Raw genomic sequence first — 17,068 nt, 5'->3', positions numbered from 1 at the left:
TCCCTAATTAATCATAAAAATTATGTATACCTACTCACAAGATTTTGAAGTAACGATTAATATTGCTATTGCGTTACTGAAAGATAAAAACGTCAATAACCTTTCTATTCTGAAAAATTTTCTCAGCTTTATTCCTAATCCTAATCATATTAAAGAAGTCTTGATCAAGGCTGTTCAAGCCGTCGTTAATACCTGTCCTCAAACAACTCTTTGGTTATTACAGCATCCCCACTGTTTAGAACCAGAAGTTAATGTTAGGGACGTGATTCATCAAGAAATCTCTAACAAACTTCTGTTTTTAGGATTAACCTTAGAAGATTTTACATTTGATTCCGAGGGTTATCTGGTTTTTCCTGATTCTTTCAAAACAGAGTTATTAAAGTCTTCTAAAATTCCCCTTCCGAATGAAGATATAACCCTGATTCTTACCGTTCTCCGTCACTCAGATTTAGACCAAAAAGAACATCAAGAATAAAAAACTATAGCGCTACGCGCGAGGGAACAGGGAACAGGGAACAGGGAACAGTAAGAAGTGAAAGGGTTTTAGAGTTTAAAAATGTCCTAACCGTAATGCGTAGCGCTATATCGCCATTTTATCTAAAATCTCGAAGCTTCAATTTGTCGAACAACGGTTAAAGCGGAATAGGAAACCCCTGCGGTTCCCTCACCTGGATGGGTGGAATCTCCCACTAACCAAAGGTGTTTAATGGGGGTACGATTTGCTAATCCAAAGGGCCCAAAGGTGGAAAGTCGTTGACCCACTCCCCCAACGACTCCTTGATCACGAGCAGTATAGCGTTCAAAGGTGCGAGGGGTGGCGCCTTCTTGATAAATAATTGTTTCTGGAGTTAAGTCAAAGTAAGACCTTAAACGGTTAATGGCGGTGTCTGTATACTGTTGTTTTAATTGTTGATAATCTGAACACTGCCACCATTGTTGAGTATCGGTAAAACTAGAAGCAATAATTGTAGCTTGTCCTTCAGGCGCTCGTCCGTCTCCGGGGTGGCTGACTGACACAAATAAAGAATTATTTTCGCCAATAACGCCTTGATAATCATAGAGAAATTGTAAATGGGGAGGACAATTGGCTGGAAGGGCTTGTTGTTGCACTCCTAAATAAATCACAAATGCGCCAGATGCAGGCGGTAATTTTTCAATTCGTCGTTGATATAAAGGGAATGAAATCGATAAATTCGGTCGAGATTTTTTAGGTTTTTCATCTAACAATTGAATTAAATTCTGTACGGTGACATTAGCAACAATTTGATCTGCTGTTTCTCGCCAAACTTCTCCGGTTTTTTGATTTCTAATTCTAACAGCTACGGCTTGACCCTTTTCTGTTTCAATTCCTTCAACGGTATGCCGCATTAATAGTTTACCGCCATCCCGTTCTAAAGCTTCAACTAAGCGATCGCTTAACACCTGCATACTGCCTTGAAGATGGGATAATCCTTGAGGTTCCTGAGACACTCCTAACGCCGTTGCTGCGTACAATAAAGCCGTTTCTTCCGTATCAACTTGAGAATATAATTTCAGTTGTAAATCTAAAAAGGTTTTGAGGCGAAGATTGTCCTGTAAATTATACAACCGTAGGGCATCAGCCACCGTCATCAAGGTAAAAGGCAATGTAATTAAGGTATCGGGACGCACCGCCTGAATTAACTGTCCCAAATCCCATAAATTCCGAGGCGGTAACACGGGGTCACGGGCTTGAAACCGCCAACTCGCCTCAAATAACGTCGCCATCAACTGCCAAAAGGGTTCACTCCCCGGAAATTGTCGTTGTCGTTCCTGTTGCCATTTTTGCGGATCTCTCCAGACCTGAATGGGTTGGGTTTCTCCGGGTAAAAACACCGCACAAGCGGGATCACAGGGGGTGGCGGCGGGCAATTCTATTCCTAACTCCGTGAAAATGCGGTGATGAATGCCACCCGGTTCCAAACCTGCTACCTGAGTCGCCCCCACATCAAAGGTAAACCCCCGACGTTGAAAGGTGGAAGCACATCCCCCCGGTACGATGGCTTGGTCTAAGATTAAAACGGAATATCCCCGATGAGCTAATAACGCCCCGGCGGTTAATCCCCCAATTCCCGCCCCAATCACAATCACCCGTCGTCCTGTGTTCACCCGTCCTGATCCTCAATGGCTTAACATTTCTTAATATAGTTTAATTTTCTGTTGAAATTAGGGGGTTATAACTTTGAGAATGATTTCTACAACCCGATAAACGTGAGATCCCGGTGTAGGTGGCCAGTCTTGTTGGGGGCTGGGGTGTAACGTTTTAGCTCGTTGAACAGCTTCTTGAATATGGTTTTTGTAAACATCCAAATTCAGATTACTTTTTTGATAACTGCCTAAATGAGTGCGTAATTTTTTTTCATAATCTTTACATTTAATAAAAGTAGAATCGAGATCATTAAAATGCAAATATAACCAAACTTCAAAACAGGGATTGCTAATTGCTAATCGATATTGTTTTTGTCTAGCTTGACGACAGATTTCACTAATATTTTTTTCACCCCATCGATCTATATCAAACATTAACCATAAGGAATCATCTGATGTTAAATCATATTTTTGTTTAAAACTATCTAATCGCTCTAATACATACTTAGGAGCCGATTTATCATCTTCTCCGGTTGACAATATTTCTATTTTGATCCGAGAGTCATGAAACATTCCCTGGAAATATTGTTTTTCGGTATCCCGTCCTTCCGTAGCAATAATAAAAAGCCTTGCATCTCGATTATTATATTTGCGATCTAGTAGTTTAGTTCGATTAATCTTTCCCATGATTGATAGCAGTTTTTTCAGATTCCTCGGTTTCACACTTAAGCCATCCTAAATTCCGAATATCCCCAAAAAATGGAATTGCGCCAAATCGACCATTAAAATAACCTTTCTCAATTTTAAGGTCGGGTGAAATTTTAAATTCAGCTAAAGAATAAAGATGAGACTCTCCTTGTTGATTTTTTTCAACAAACCAAATTTCATCTTTTCGTAAAAGTTCCAAATCTAATAAATTAGTATCATGAGTTGTAAAAATAAGTTGACTCTGACTATTAGGATTTCTACAGTGTAGAGCCATTTCAACAAATCTACGGGAGAGTAGGGGATGAAGTCGGCGATCTAATTCATCCAAAAAAATCACTTTTTCAGGATTTTGTTGAAGCATAAATAATGCAGGAATTAAGTTAATTAAACGCTGTGTTCCTTCTGATTCTTCTTCCATTAAAAAATCAACGAGAACACCTTGATCATCTCGATGTTGGGTTATAATTTTAATTAAATTTAACTGACCGTCTGCTCCTTTGTTGAAAAGATATCTTTCTCCTATATTATTTTCAATAATTGTAACAAGATTTTCATTATCTTCAATAATTTTAAAAATTTCTTTTCTTTCTTCTTCCGATATTTTTTGAAAAAGATTATTAAAATCTAAATCCAGTTTTTGAGTTCCTATTGAATCAATTCCTGTATCTGCAAATTTGAGAAAATCTCTGAGAAAATCCGTAAATTCTTGGCTACTTAAAATTCCCAACTCTAAACCTTGATAACTAGATTCTGCTGGAATAATTGTCAATACATTTTTAAACCAATCAATAACAGGTTTTACCGTCTCAACATTCCGGTCTAAAGCTTCGGTCAAAAATAATTGATTAGGACGAGTTCCTTGGGCAATAAAATCGAGAAATTGTTTATATTTTGAGTTTCTCCCTTTAAGACTCAGCCCATATTCTACTTCTGTTATTTTGTTCTCATTGGTCAGGCGCTCAAAAAATAGAACTTCTCGTTTTTTATCTTTCGGTGTCACATAAAGCCATTCTTCAAAAATCTGAGTTTTATTTAACTTAAATCCATAGGAATAAAGACTTCCTTGATAGGTAAAAATAAATTGAAATTTGCTAGGCTTTTTATTAGAGTCACTCAACTTAAATGGAGAGACAGGAATAGTTTGTACTCCCCTTGTCCCATTTACAATTAAATCTTTGGCAAAATCAATCGCTTTAATCAGATTAGATTTACCTGCGGCATTAGCACCATATATAGCAGAAATGGGTAACAATGACCGTCCTTTACCGGCTTGTTCAACAGCAAGATGATGGACATGATTGAGGTCACTGTTAACACCGACCATACTAAAAGTCGTTTCTTCCTTGAACGATAAAACATTCTCTAGGGTGACTTGAACTAACATGGTTAAGATCCTGATGCTTCTTGTTCAGAAACCAGAAGTAGAGATACAAAATATTGCATCTCTACCTTAATCCTCTCATAAAATCCGAGTTTTTACAAATAGAATTGTTTCGCTTATTATTCGTCTAACTTCCCCCACTTCCGAGAATATACAAACTCAACAAAGTGCCACTATTCCATAGACCGTGCATGAACATAGAGGCTAATAAATTGCGCGATCGCGTATACACAAACCCTAGCACAATTCCTAACGTCATTAACGGTAAAACTTCCGAAATATTTAAGTGGGCTGCGGCGAATAAAAACCCACTTAAAATAATCGCACTCCCTAGAGGTAAATAACGAGTTAAGGAGGGTAATAAAAATCCTCGAAACATAATTTCTTCAAAGATTGGAGCAGCGATAGATGCGGTAATAAAAAATACCGTTAACGCTACACTATCGCGACTTTCTAAGGCAATGGGTAATAACGGATTACTGCCGCCTTGTCCATCCCAAAGTTTCTGATTAATTAAAGAAACTAAAATCACCAACGGTAAAGCGACGAAATACCCCCCTAAACCCCAAAGAAACCAATTTCCTTTAAAGTTTAGGGTAAACCAGCCTTCGGGCAACGGAAAATAGGGTTTAATTGAAAAATACAAAACCGAAAATCCTCCTATCATTAATAATAGATAGGTGATTAAAATATAAACCGCTTGAGTCCTAATTTCAAAACTACTGGGCTGAATATTTAACTCTTGGAAAATGGCTCTTAAGGTTAGAGGAATAAACAGTTGACCCAGTAAAGCAAATCCCACCACAAAAACTTGTAAAATTGTTTCTCCATTCCAAGGAATTAACCAAGCAACATCCATATTCGTTGCGAGGATAGAAGCCTTGCCTTTGAGGAGGGTTTGAATGCCTAAAACAATAGCTAATAAAAGCCCAATAACTAATCCCATCCCTGGAATTGCACTCACAATTATTAACTTAACAACTGCTTGTTCTGCCCGTTGTTGTTCTTGGGTTTCTAAAGCCACTAATGCTTCTGGACGCTGTTGTAAGGTATAGAGCTTAACTAAAGCTTGATAACGAAACCAACCGTCTAACTGTTTTTGTAAAATTGGTTCAGCATCGGGTAATAATCGGGCTGGAGTTTTCCATAATCCCGTTAATACTTGTGCTGTCATTTTTTCAGTCGGAGAAACGAGAAATTCACTATCTTGAGGTTCGATTAAATCCTTCCAGGTTTTTAAGGCTTTATCGGGTTGACCTAACTGAGTTTGTAAGATGCCAATTTGCAATTGTAAATCCTGATTCAGTTGTTGTAATTGTTTTAAAGAATCCGGTGCAATTGAAGTTTCATTAGCTTGAACTTTGGCTAAACTTTTTTCAGCAGATTCTTGTACCTGTTGATATTGCTTATAAGCTTCCTCTACAGGAGTTTTGCCAATTAAATTATCCTTCAATGTCATTAAACTTTCCTCTTGCGTTCCCTGGCCTTGCCATTGGGAGGCATGAAGCAGTAAATTGGTTTGATATAATTCCAAACGGCTTTGAATTTGCGGTTGAGTCCAACTATCAAGTAAAGATAAACTCAAAAAGCTAACCGCTACTACTGTTAAAATTGCTAAAATCCAGCGTTTCAGTGTCATGAGTTCCAAGCGTGAGGGTAAAACATTACCGAGTTTGAGCTAGAAACACAATATTTTAACTGATGCTGTCCTAAACAAGGTACAATGGCATCTGGCTTAAATTCGGCTCAACTCTAGTTTAAAAGTCCAACTCCTCAATTAAAAAATGACGACCCGTGTAATTCTTGTCCGTCATGGTCAAAGTACCTATAATGCCCAACGTCGAATTCAAGGTCGCTTGGACGACTCTGTTTTAACAGAAAAAGGTTCTGTGGCGGCGCAAAAAGTGGGTGATGCCTTGACTGGTTTGACGTTCGATGCCTTGTATTGCAGTCCCCTGCAACGGGCCAAACAAACGGCTGAAATTATTGTAACGCGCCTGTCAAACCCACCTCAACTTCAGCCGCATGATTTGTTGATGGAAATTGATTTACCATTGTGGGCGGGGATGGAACGTCAAGTGGTTCTCGAACAGTTCCCCGATGAATATCAAGCTTGGCAAGAATGTCCCCATGAGTTTTCGATGCGGGTTCCAACACCGGAAGGGGAAAAACAACATTTTCCGGTAATCGCATTATTTGAACAAGCCAAACAATTTTGGCGCGAAATTTTAAGCCGTCATCAAAATCAAACGGTTTTATTAGTAGCTCATAATGGAATTAATCGCTGTTTAATTGCGACAGCTTTGGGCATTGAACCCCAATTTTACCAAGCTTTGCAACAATCTAATTGTGGCATTAGTATTTTGAATTTTACTAATGTTATCCCCGGAGAATTACCGAAACCTGCGGATGTCCAATTAGAGTCCATGAACCTAACCACTCATGTCGGCCATAAATTGCCTTCGGTGCGCCCCGGACATCAAGGGCCACGATTATTATTAGTGCGTCATGGGGAAACGGAATGGAACCGCATGGGGCAATTTCAAGGGCAAATTGATGTGCCGTTAAATGATAATGGTCGAGAACAAGGTCGCAAAGCCGCAGAATTTTTAAAAGACATTAAGATTGATTTTGCCGTAACAAGTCCGATGGCACGTCCGAAAGAAACCGCCGAGATTATTTTGCAAGAACATCCGGGGATAGAATTACAATTAGAACCGGAATTTTGCGAAATTAGTCACGGGTTATGGGAAGGTAAATTCGAGACGGAAATCGAACAGCTTTACCCTGGATTATTACAGGAATGGAAAATAGCACCCCAAACGGTTCAAATGCCAGAAGGGGAGAATTTACAACAGGTTTGGCAACGGTCTTTAGTGGCTTGGAAAAAAATTGTTGAAACCTATAATTATCAACCTGTAACAATATTAGTGGTTGCCCATGATGCCATTAATAAAGCCCTTTTGTGTCAATTATTTAATCTACCACCGGATCATTTTTGGAATTTTAAACAAGGAAATGGTGCGGTGACAGTGATTGATTATCCTCACGGAATTGAGGGTTTACCTGTATTACAAGCTGCTAATATTACAAGCCATTTATCCGGTAGTATTCTCGATAAAACTGTGGCTGGAGCGTTATAGTTATCAGTGTAGAGACGCGCCATGGCACGTCTGTACCAGTTATCAGTTATCAGTTATCGGTTTAACTGTTTTATTCTGAATATGAATTGTCAACTGTTAAAGCAAGTTCGTGTGATTGATCCGGTTTCTAAACGAGATCAAATTGCTGATGTTTTAGTGATGGATGGTTATATTAAGACCATTGAATTTTATATTAATGATTACCCGGAAAATACCCACATTATTAATAGCGAAGGGTTGATTTTAGGCCCTGGATTAGTTGATTTATATAGTCATAGTGGAGAACCAGGATTTGAGGAGCGGGAAACTTTAAATACCTTATTAAATGCCTCCGCAGCCGGAGGATTTACTCGGTTAGCGATTTTACCGAATACGATTCCCGCTATTGATAATCCAGCAACAGTAACCTTATTAAAAGAACGATCTCGGAAAGTTTCTATAAATTCTGGATTTTCGCTTCCAAACTTGCATTTTTGGGGCGCATTCACCCAAGAAGTTGCGAGTCAAAATATGACAGAATTTAGCGAATTAGCTAATGCAGGTGTTGTCGGTTTTGCCGATGGTCAACCGTTACAAAATTTAGCCTTATTACGAAGAATATTAGAATATTTAAAACCTTTAAATAAACCCTTAGCCTTCTATCCTTGCGATCACACATTAGTTGTTAATGGAGTCATGCGAGAAGGCAATGATTCTATCTTATCCGGTTTACCCGGAATACCAGACTATGCTGAAACCGCAGCCTTAGCCGCTATATTAGAGTTAGTTGAAGTCACACAAACCCCCATTCATATTATGCGGGTTTCTACGGCGCGAAGTGTGGAATTAATTGCTCAAGCTAAAGCCCGGAATTTACCAATTACAGCCAGTACCACCTGGATGCACTTATTATTAAATACAACATCCATTAATCGCATTTGGAATCAACCTTTAGAAGATGCTGAAACCTTAGAAAATCTAACTGTTGTTAACTCTATTCCTCTCCCCTATGATCCTAACTTAAGATTAGATCCGCCTTTAGGAAATCCTGCGGATCAACAAGCTTTAATTCAAGGAATTGAAACGGGAGTTATTGATGCGATCGCTATTGATCATACTCCCTATTCTTATGAAGAAAAAACCGTCGCTTTTTCCGACGCTCCTCCAGGTGCCATTGGCTTAGAATTAGCCTTACCCTTATTATGGAAAACCTTTGTAGAATCTGGGCAATGGTCAGCCTTAGATTTATGGCGAGTCTTAAGCAGTCAACCTGCTCTTTGTTTACAACAAACACCCCCTTCTATTCAACCCGACCAACCCACAGAAATGATATTATTTGACCCTCAACAGCCTTGGATAGTAAATGCAAATACCCTGAAATCTCGATCTATTAATACACCTTGGGCAGGACAAAAAATTACAGGTCGAGTTATACAAAGTTGGTCGCCCCAAACAACAAAATAGGGGCTGTTTCATAATCTAGTTTAATCCTACAAATCCCTTGATTTTAAATAGTTCTGATCCCCCTAATCCCCATTTTAAAAGGATTTAGGAAGATCTAAACTTAGGATAAAAACAGAAGTTTCAGGCTAAAATTAATACTAATCGTTCATAATTTAGCCTAGAAACCGTCTTGATTTTATTATTTTATTATTTTTGTTCATCGGGGGGATAATCAGGATCACCGAGTCCACCCATGCGGTCAGGAGGCCAAAAACGAACGGTAGCTCGACCGATAATATTTTCACGGGGGACAAAACCCCAATAATGGCTATCGTAACTATTATTACGGTTATCACCGAGCACTAAATACTGGCCATCTGGGACTGTTCCTGGCCCCCAATTATATTGAGGTTTTTCCGCAATATATTTTTCCGGGAGAGGTTCACCATTAATAAACACTAACCCATTTTTTACCTCCACCGTTTCCCCGGGTAAACCGATAATTCTTTTGATAAACGCATCTTTATATTGTTTTTTGAGTTCATCTGTGGGGCTAAACACCACTACATCACCCCGATGGGGTTCTCCCAACTTATAGCCAACTTTATCAATAATCAATCGATCATTAATTTCCAAAGTTGGTAACATTGACCCAGAGGGAATGTAGCGAGCTTCAGCAACAAAGGTGCGAATGCCTAACGCCAAAGAGCTGCTCAAAGTAATGGTTTTGAGGATTTCTACCCAAGGGTTCTCTTGCTGTTGAGGGGAAGGTTTAACGGGATTTGGCTCTTGATTGGGCGGGCTACTCATACGCAACGGATCACTGGACAAGAAACTACATTCATCATATCAAATTTGTCTGCAATTGGGGAATGATAGTTCCTGATCATCAAAAGACAAATTTGAGGTTAAATCGTTTAATAGTAGATCGGATAAAGCAAATTATGTCTAATTCTTATGGTGTCTTCATTCATCAAGCTCGGATTTTGTTACCGAATGGTGATTTTCTGCTCGGAGATGTCGCCCTTGTTGATGGCAAAATTGTTGAGATTGCTTCAGAGATTGATCATCATGCTTTGGGTCGAAATGATTGGGAAATGATTGATGCAGAAGGGTTAACTGTGTTACCGGGTGTGATTGATCCGCAGGTGCATTTCCGAGAACCGGGTTTAGAATATAAAGAAGATTTATTTACAGCGAGTTGTGCTTGTGCAAAAGCGGGAGTGACTTCATTTTTAGAAATGCCCAATACTCGCCCGTTAACAACAACACAAGCAAATTTAGATGATAAATTAAGACGAGCTTCTGAAAAATGTATTGTTAATTATGGCTTTTTTATTGGGGCGACAGCCGAAAATTTACCCGATTTATTAGACGCTAATCCGACTCCGGGGATTAAAATATTTATGGGGTCAATGCACGGAGATTTATTGGTTTCTCAAGAAGAAATATTAGACCAGATTTTTGCAAAAGGCGATCGCTTAATTGCGGTTCATGCTGAAGATCAAGCTCGAATTAATCAACGTCGTCAAGAATTTGCCGGAATAACTGATCCAGCCATTCATTCTACCATTCAAGATAATTTAGCTGCCTTACAAGCTACTCAACTCGCCTTAAAATTGTCTAAAAAATATCAACGGCGATTACATATTCTGCATCTTTCAACGGGAGATGAAGCGGAGTTATTACGTCAAGATAAACCGGAATGGGTAACGGCAGAAGTCACCCCTCAGCATTTATTATTAAATATTAATGCTTATGATCAAATAGGAACTTTAGCCCAAATGAATCCGCCATTGCGATCGCCTCAAGACAATGAAATATTATGGCAAGCATTATTAGATGGGGTGATTGATTTTATCGCCACAGATCACGCTCCCCACACGTTAGAAGAAAAAGCAAAAGGCTATCCCAATACGCCATCAGGAATGCCCGGAGTTGAGACTTCTTTACCTTTAATGTTAACACAAGCAATGGCTGGAAAATGCACGGTTCAACAAGTCTCTAATTGGATGTCTACGGCTGTGGCAAAAGCGTATAAAATACCGAATAAAGGCAAAATAGAAGTAGGTTATGATGCCGATTTAATTTTAGTAGATTTAGACAATTACCATCCAGTTTTGCGGGAAGAAGTAGTCAGTAAATGTGGTTGGAGTCCCTTTGAAGGGTGGGAGTTAACCGGATGGCCGAAGTATACTATTGTTGGGGGAAAAGTGGCTTATAAAAATGGCAAAGTCAATACAGAAGTTCGGGGTCAGGCATTAAGATTTGATGCGTCTTAGGATGTACTGAATATCTTATAACCGCTTACTTAAATAGTAAATAACAAACTGGCAATACTCATTATATTGCCCTTTTTTATTTTTATTTTGCCATTCATTAATTTTTTTTCGCAAGAATTCTTGAGACCATGTTTTTCCTGGAAACCTTTTATTTAACTCATCAATAATTGTTTCAATAACTTTTTTTCGGTTAGTTTTTAATGTTTGATTATTAAGATTTAGAATATTATCCAACTCATGATTAATTGTTGTATCATCTGCATAAATTTTTCCATCACTTCCATACTTAATAAAATTTTCGCAATTCTTTTGAGGGTCAGTAGGGTTTAAGGTTATTTTTTCATCCCCTTTCCGAGCATTACAATGTTGAATACGTTGAGGTTTTCCTCGATTTCCTTGACAAGAACCTAACAAATTGTGATAATCTAACTGTAATTTTGGATTAACGGATTGGGGTGTGAAGTGTTCAATTTCCATGTTATCTTCGGAAATCCGTTTCATACAATAACAGCAAATATAGCCTTGTTCTGTCAGTAATGCTTTTTTGAGGGGGTCTTTTGGTCGATAATCCTCATAGGTTGCATTTGCAGTTTGCCGATATTTCAACAAACAAGAGGGTTCTGTTATTTTAATAATTTGCTTCATTCTTTTTGGTTAAAAAAATTGATTAGGGTGTAAGCTCTAACTAATTCTGGATCATCTTCTCCCAATAAATTTGTTAAATTTTGTAACTTTATTTGTGCTTCTTGAATTTTATTGTCATCAATTAATTGGAAGCATTCATCTAACTCTTTCTGAACCTCCAGAGGACGTTCTGTAACTCCCATGAGTTCATAAAGAATAGAATTACTATCTTTTCCAAAAGTATAAGGAGTCTCTTCAATAACTTCATAATTTTCTAAGATGAACACATTTTCTTTATGAACTTGGCTTAATACTTGCGGTGAGTGAGTTGTGACAATAAATTGGCAATTGGGGAAGGTATTAGTTAATGCTGGAACAACAATTCTTTGCCATTGGGGATGTAGATGTAAGTCAACTTCATCAATTAAAACAATCCCTTTTCCTTCTAATACTTTTGCAGGTTCCTCTACTGATGGATTAAGTATTGCTAATCGTCTAGCTAAATCTGTTACAACCATTAACAGCATTTTTTCGCCATCTGATAGTTTCTCTAATTTAAAACTTTGACCATTTTTTTCTATAGTAAAAGTTGGATTAAATCCGAGCTTTCTTAATTCTTGGCTTGTACTTACCCGGACAACATGAAGATTATCAAAATGGGTTTTAGGAAAGTTATTCAAGAATTTTGTAATGGCAATTCTCACAATTTCTAAATTTTTATTTCTATAATTTGTATTTTTTCTTAAACGAATTTCATTTTCATAATCTTCTTCGACTTTAAACCATCCAAAGAAATCTTTAAAATCATTCACTTGGTTTGAAAAAGCTCCTTCATAAGAATTGATTTGGTTTCCTTGTCTAATAGTTGTTAGTAAATAATCCAATCTTAGCACAGATGAAGGTGTTACAACCATTCGATTAGTTTTATAATAGACCAATGCTGGGAGACTTAAGGATGGATTATTATCTAAACTTTCTAAAGTATTTTTTATATGACTTAATAATTCTTCTGCTTCAACTTGTTTAATGACTGAATTATCTTTACTTTTTCTAATTGACCATGAAATGTTTTGATGAGGTTCAATAACAACCTGAATTAAATTTTCAGATTCTTGAGCATTGATATAAATATCATCTTCTGTCAACCTTGTTTGATCACTTAATGTTGAGTTTTTTCGTCGTTTTTTTAACAGTAGTTGATTGATATAAATTGATAAAAAAATAGCGATCACATCTAAAATAGAAGATTTCCCCGAACCATTCACACCAATAATAACAGCTAAGTTACGGGGAAACTGAAGCTTTAATTCTTTAAATCCTCTAAAATTTTTGAGATGAAGTTCCTTAATATACATACATAAAGACTGTCAAGGTTAACCTGAGTCTAATGATATCATATTAATCTGGATATGACCTGTCGAATAGATTATTTCTATTCGGCTGACAATGTGTATTGATTTTATATTAACCTTTTTATACAAAGAATTAAAAACTAAATTTATCCTTAACCTCCAAATAAATACTGCAATTTAATATTAATATTAGTATTATCTCCTGCCACGACAACAGCCGCATCATTAAATTTCGGTGGCCCTGTGAGAATAGCGGGATTTTTAGAGAAACCAAATCCTTCAATGGGAATTCCTAACCCATTACGGTTAGCTGTTTTGTCGTTATTCGCATCATGAAGAACCGCAATAGCATAACTACCCGGTTGTAAATTATCAAAAGTCATGATGACAGGAACTTCTGTAATACGGGTACAACGTTTTTGAATCGCATCGTCTCCATTACTGGGAAAGCCTTTATTACTCGCAAATAAACTCACACAAACTTGTCCATTTTTATTTTTTAATCCGTCAATGCTCAGAGTAATTTTGCTTTTAGTTTGAGCTTGAACCGTAACAGATGCCGAAACAATACTCAGAGAAACAAAAGCAGCGAGAAATACTAAGGGTTTTGCTGGGTGAATCATGGGGTTATTTTTGCAATCGGTTAGACTGGAATTTAAGACTAGAATTTCGGAGGTAAAAAAATGGAAATTCCCAAGAAACGCAAAGATCGAGAAAAGTTACTCAGAAGTTGTAAAAAACCGAATGGCGAATGGAATATCAATCAGTTAAAAAAATTAGGGATTCCTTTTTCTTATAGACGGGGATGGGAGCAGGCATTTATTCAATATGGGGAAGATTGGGATCAGTATGTTTAAATTATCCTACAATTGGATGAGTTTGTAAAGTGATTTGAGGATTGCATTTAGTTTCAGTCAAGCTTGAACATTAACAATCATTCCCATTGAGGTTAAAATCTCCCTGACCCATCTTAAAAATGGTGATGATTCGCTCACCTGTTTCTGTATAGGTTAATTCAATTTGCAGATAACTTTCGGGTTTATAAGGTAAACGGTCGGCCCATTCAATGGCAACAATTCCTGGTTCTACTTCGATTCCTTCCCAATATTGGTCTAAATTCAAGTCTTCAATTTCCCAGCCTTCTAGCCGATATAAATCTAAATGATATAAGGGAATTCTGCCGTTTAGATATTCATTAATCAAGGTAAATGTAGGGCTTTCAATCGATTCGGGAATGCCTAACCCTGCTCCTAATCCTTGGACAAAAGTTGTCTTTCCGGCTCCTAAATTTCCTTCTAATAATAGAATACTATTGGCAGGGAGCGATCGCCCTAATTTTTTTCCGAATTCACGGGTGGCTTCAGCGTTGGGAAGATGAAATTGAGTCATATTCAGTTATCAGTTATCAAGTATCAGTTATCAGTTGGGGCGAGGTTTTCTCGCCCATCGTCAGTTATTAATTATCTAGGATAAAGTTAGTTTTTGTTATACCAGCGTAATAGAATTTGAGCTAAACGATAGGGATTATGGCGTAAATATCCTGTCTTTTCGTTAACATCCATAATATTACTCATCACAATTCTTCGGCCTAATTGTTTAACGTTATCTCGATCTAATACAACCGGGTGAGAATCTTCTTGAGCATAACGAATTAAAGCTTGGGCTGGGGGAACTGTCCCTTGAAGTAACACCGCATCAAAGAGTTGATAACCGCAAGCTTTATCAATGGCTTTAATATGATCCGAAACACTGTAACCGTCCGTTTCTCCCGGCTGAGTCATAATATTACAAACATAAATCCGGGGAACATTTCGAGAAGCTACTGCTTCGGCAATTTCAGGTACTAATAAATTGGGAATGACACTGGTATATAAACTCCCAGGGCCGATAATAATAAAATCTGCCTCTAAAATCGCTTGTACGGCTTTGGGAAGGGCAGGAGGATTCGGGGGAATACAACCAATTGTCACAATTTTTCCCTTCGCTTCGGTAATACTAGATTCCCCATGAATGCGCCGACCATCGGCTAATTTTGCCCATAAATGAACGTCTGTTAACGTGGCGGGTAAAACTTGACCTCGAATGGCTAAAACTTTAGAACTGGCTGCAATTGCTTGTTCTAAATCTCCTTCAATTTCTGACATTGCAGTTAAGAATAAATTCCCAAAACTATGTCCGGTTAATCCATCTCCTGCGGTAAACCGATATTGAAATAATTCCGTTAATAATCGTTCTTCATCGGCTAATGCTGCTAAACAATTGCGAATATCTCCCGGTGGTAAAACCCCCATTTCTCGACGTAATCGACCAGAAGAACCTCCATCATCTGCAACCGTAACAATGGCGCTAATATTAGCGCTATATTCTTTCAATCCTCGCAATAAAGTCGATAACCCAGTTCCACCGCCAATGGCTACAATTTTTGGCCCCCGTAATAAACGGCGATGACTTAATAACCGATCAATTAATTGTTCATCTCCGGCTGGATGAAACGCTTCACTAATAGAATTTAAACTCCGGGTTTGACTCCACAGAATCAAAAGAATTCCCAAAGCAATCATCAATGGCCCTGAAATATAATTCGGAATAACAGTGGTAATCCATCCTAAGAAATTTTTCAGCAATTGTAGGATGTAATAAATCGGGGTCATTCCCGTCCAAATCGCTAACCCCAAACTGGTCACTAACACCCCGGTAGCGCTAATCGCCATCCAGCGTTTTACAAATAGTCCGGGTGCTAACCATTTAAACCATTGATTGACCATCCGAGGAGAACGCGAGTTGGAAAAACCCAGATAGAGTCTGAATTTCATCATCCTGCGAAGGGTGTGTTTGAATGAACCAGTTGGCATAAGTATATATCTCAGATGGATAAGCAGGGTTTGACGACCAATTTACAATACAGTATGGGAGGCTGGCCGTAAAATAACGACTAGAGTTGAACTTAACAAGGCTATTTTTCTATCTTATTCTGAGGATTCCCCCAAAAAAAAATCAAGGGGATGAGGGTTATCCTTATTTCGCTCAGAACAAGGGCATAGGGTCAAAGGTACAATGATGAGAAGGGTTTAGCGAGATCATGAAAGACAGCACAACCGGAAAAAGTCATCGAATTGAAGTTGAACCCAGGGATTTGAAAGATAACTTGGTCTTATCTAAACGATCAGAATCCTTAGAACCTTTAATTGAGTTAAAAGGAGTCAGTAAGGCTTTTGGTTCCCAAGTGATTTTAGAGCAGGTTGATTTAACGATTTATCGGGGAGAAGCTTTAGGAATTATTGGCCCTTCAGGAACAGGAAAATCAACGATTTTGCGAATTATTGCTGGACTTTTACCTCCTGATAGGGGGGAGGTTTATGTATTAGGAAAAAAACGGCAAGGATGGGTAGATGATATTACTGATCCGATTGGCATTGCCATGGTATTTCAACAGGCGGCACTATTTGATTCTTTAACGGTTACGGAAAATATCGGTTTTTTATTGTATCAACATACAAAATTACCTCCTCGAAAAATTAGAGAATTAGTCAATGAAAAGTTAGAAATGGTAGGATTACCCAATATTGGCGATCGCTATCCTGCAGAACTGTCTGGAGGAATGCGAAAACGGGTGAGTTTTGCCCGTGCAATTATGCCAAATCCCGAAAATCCCAGGGAGACTCCAGAGGTTATTTTATATGACGAACCTACCGCCGGTTTAGATCCGATTGCATCAACCGTTATTGAAGATTTAATTCGAGATTTACAACAGAGTGGAAAAGGATGCAGTACCTACGGAATTGTGACCCATCAAGATAGTACCATTCGACGCACGGCTGATCGGATTGTGTTTTTGTATCAAGGATTAATTCAATGGCAAGGCACGATTGAGGAAGCTTACACAACCGATAGTGCGATTGTACAACAATTTTTTAGTGGGAGTATTGAAGGGCCGATTAAAGTTGCTCAATAGGATTAAGACCCTATGAATTTCAACTTGAATAATATTTTAACTAATCAGGTGCATTAGGTGGTTCTACTTGTTAGGAATTTCCCTAACAAAGCTTACTC

General features: G+C 38.1%; 16 protein-coding genes. 6 read left to right on the top strand and 10 right to left on the bottom strand.

Translation table 11 applies throughout. The features are described 5' to 3' along the window. Positions 1-22 precede the first annotated feature (22 nt). Positions 23-475 carry a hypothetical protein gene (locus NMK36_RS03815; RefSeq protein WP_254173032.1) on the top strand — a complete coding sequence of 151 codons (453 nt, stop codon included), beginning with the start codon at positions 23-25 and terminating at the stop codon, positions 473-475. A 122-nt stretch (positions 476-597) separates the two neighbouring features. On the opposite strand, the gene crtD is transcribed toward NMK36_RS03815, so the two are convergent. The 4 genes from crtD to NMK36_RS03795 form a co-directional block, all read right to left on the bottom strand. After that, the gene (crtD, locus tag NMK36_RS03810; RefSeq protein ID WP_254173031.1) at positions 598-2,127 is read right to left on the bottom strand and encodes a C-3',4' desaturase CrtD; all 1,530 of its coding nucleotides are present in this window, start codon (positions 2,125-2,127) and stop codon (positions 598-600) included. Between the two features lie 57 nt (positions 2,128-2,184). Beyond that, a complete protein-coding gene (locus NMK36_RS03805; protein ID WP_254173030.1) occupies positions 2,185-2,793 on the bottom strand; it encodes an RloB family protein in 609 nt (202 codons plus the stop codon). Beyond that, the gene (locus tag NMK36_RS03800; RefSeq protein WP_254173029.1) at positions 2,780-4,198 is read right to left on the bottom strand and encodes an AAA family ATPase; all 1,419 of its coding nucleotides are present in this window, start codon (positions 4,196-4,198) and stop codon (positions 2,780-2,782) included. The genes NMK36_RS03805 and NMK36_RS03800 overlap by 14 nt, the downstream gene beginning before the upstream one ends. 124 nt (positions 4,199-4,322) lie before the next feature. Beyond that, a complete protein-coding gene (locus NMK36_RS03795; protein ID WP_254173028.1) occupies positions 4,323-5,834 on the bottom strand; it encodes a CPBP family intramembrane glutamic endopeptidase in 1,512 nt (503 codons plus the stop codon). Positions 5,835-5,979: 145 nt separating this feature from the next. Here NMK36_RS03795 and NMK36_RS03790 point away from each other — a divergent pair, with 145 nt between their 5' ends. After that, positions 5,980-7,338 carry a histidine phosphatase family protein gene (locus tag NMK36_RS03790; RefSeq protein WP_254173027.1) on the top strand — a complete coding sequence of 453 codons (1,359 nt, stop codon included), beginning with the start codon at positions 5,980-5,982 and terminating at the stop codon, positions 7,336-7,338. An 81-nt stretch (positions 7,339-7,419) separates the two neighbouring features. Next, positions 7,420-8,781: a dihydroorotase gene (locus tag NMK36_RS03785; RefSeq protein WP_254175153.1), complete on the top strand. Its 1,362-nt coding sequence runs from the start codon at positions 7,420-7,422 to the stop codon at positions 8,779-8,781. 186 nt (positions 8,782-8,967) lie between these two features. Here the strand turns inward: NMK36_RS03785 and lepB are convergent, their stop codons facing one another. Further along, positions 8,968-9,570, bottom strand: coding sequence for a signal peptidase I (gene lepB / locus NMK36_RS03780; protein ID WP_254173026.1), 603 nt, complete (start codon positions 9,568-9,570; stop codon positions 8,968-8,970). Positions 9,571-9,704: 134 nt separating this feature from the next. Here lepB and NMK36_RS03775 point away from each other — a divergent pair, with 134 nt between their 5' ends. Next, complete coding sequence (locus tag NMK36_RS03775; protein ID WP_254173025.1) at positions 9,705-11,042, top strand: dihydroorotase; 1,338 nt, start codon at positions 9,705-9,707, stop codon at positions 11,040-11,042. A 15-nt stretch (positions 11,043-11,057) separates the two neighbouring features. Here NMK36_RS03775 and NMK36_RS03770 read toward each other — a convergent pair whose 3' ends face one another. The 3 genes from NMK36_RS03770 to NMK36_RS03760 all read right to left on the bottom strand — a co-directional run bounded on the left by NMK36_RS03770 (position 11,058) and on the right by NMK36_RS03760 (position 13,641). Continuing rightward, on the bottom strand, positions 11,058-11,687 hold the full coding sequence (locus tag NMK36_RS03770) for a retron system putative HNH endonuclease (RefSeq protein ID WP_254173024.1): 630 nt from the start codon (positions 11,685-11,687) through the stop codon (positions 11,058-11,060). Continuing rightward, the gene (locus NMK36_RS03765) at positions 11,684-13,021 is read right to left on the bottom strand and encodes an AAA family ATPase (protein ID WP_254173023.1); all 1,338 of its coding nucleotides are present in this window, start codon (positions 13,019-13,021) and stop codon (positions 11,684-11,686) included. The genes NMK36_RS03770 and NMK36_RS03765 overlap by 4 nt, the downstream gene beginning before the upstream one ends. Before the next feature lie 149 nt (positions 13,022-13,170). Next, positions 13,171-13,641, bottom strand: a complete 471-nt coding sequence (locus NMK36_RS03760) for a DUF2141 domain-containing protein (RefSeq protein WP_254173022.1) — start codon at positions 13,639-13,641, stop codon at positions 13,171-13,173. 60 nt (positions 13,642-13,701) lie between these two features. On the opposite strand from NMK36_RS03760, the gene NMK36_RS03755 reads away from it, so the two are divergent. After that, positions 13,702-13,875 (top strand): hypothetical protein, encoded by a 174-nt coding sequence (locus NMK36_RS03755; protein ID WP_186440405.1) that lies wholly within the window; start codon positions 13,702-13,704, stop codon positions 13,873-13,875. Between the two features lie 70 nt (positions 13,876-13,945). On the opposite strand, the gene tsaE is transcribed toward NMK36_RS03755, so the two are convergent. Both tsaE and NMK36_RS03745 read right to left on the bottom strand, forming a co-directional pair. After that, positions 13,946-14,407 carry a tRNA (adenosine(37)-N6)-threonylcarbamoyltransferase complex ATPase subunit type 1 TsaE gene (gene tsaE, locus NMK36_RS03750; protein ID WP_072720306.1) on the bottom strand — a complete coding sequence of 154 codons (462 nt, stop codon included), beginning with the start codon at positions 14,405-14,407 and terminating at the stop codon, positions 13,946-13,948. Positions 14,408-14,493: 86 nt separating this feature from the next. Further along, on the bottom strand, positions 14,494-15,870 hold the full coding sequence (locus NMK36_RS03745) for a gluconeogenesis factor YvcK family protein (protein ID WP_083580080.1): 1,377 nt from the start codon (positions 15,868-15,870) through the stop codon (positions 14,494-14,496). A 227-nt stretch (positions 15,871-16,097) separates the two neighbouring features. Between NMK36_RS03745 and NMK36_RS03740 the strand changes: the two genes are divergently transcribed. Beyond that, complete coding sequence (locus NMK36_RS03740; RefSeq protein WP_083580081.1) at positions 16,098-16,970, top strand: ABC transporter ATP-binding protein; 873 nt, start codon at positions 16,098-16,100, stop codon at positions 16,968-16,970. Positions 16,971-17,068: the final 98 nt, after the last annotated feature.

The sequence above is a fragment of the Planktothrix pseudagardhii genome, assembly GCF_904830925.1.
GTDB lineage: Bacteria > Cyanobacteriota > Cyanobacteriia > Cyanobacteriales > Microcoleaceae > Planktothrix > Planktothrix tepida.
This window is presented reverse-complemented; position numbering and strand designations above follow the sequence as displayed.